This window comes from Mesorhizobium sp. M1A.F.Ca.IN.020.03.2.1 (assembly GCF_004023205.1).
Classification (GTDB): Bacteria; Pseudomonadota; Alphaproteobacteria; order Rhizobiales; family Rhizobiaceae; genus Mesorhizobium.
Genome location: NZ_RZSV01000520.1, coordinates 1 through 425, shown reverse-complemented (window position 1 = coordinate 425; position 425 = coordinate 1). Strand labels below are relative to the sequence as shown.

Here is a 425-nt window from a genome sequence, read left to right as displayed (position 1 = left end):
GTTCTGACGTGGCGGCTTCTACTCGCAAGGCCCCTATCCGTCAACCCCGGAACGGCAAATATTGCGCCCGATCCGGAGCTTGGCAGCCATGCGGAAAACGCATGTAATTTTCTTGCGTCTTTTTTCAAGAGCGAGGAAGAAAGTGACCCGCTTCCGCCTGTCATCTCGGCCGGCTTCGTGCAAATAAGTCGGCATGAATGGCAAAACTCCCCGCTTCCGGAGGAACCAGCCCGTGAACGACAACGAGGAGCGCCCGGTCACCATCATCACCGGCCGGGTGTGGCGGCGAAAAGGCGGCAAGCCGGAAGGCGTGCATGTGATGCTGGTCGCGCCCGACGATGATTCTGCCGTCCGCCGCGCGCTCGAATCGCTCGCCGCCGAAGGATTCGCCGAAGCCGAGCTCGACCAGATCGGCGACATGGAAG

The 425-nt window shown here is 61.2% G+C and carries 1 protein-coding gene; it reads left to right on the top strand.

The features are described from left to right. Positions 1 to 232: 232 nt before the first annotated feature. On the top strand, positions 233 to 425 hold a 193-nt coding region (locus EOA79_RS32485), incomplete at its 3' end, for a transcriptional regulator (protein ID WP_128293723.1).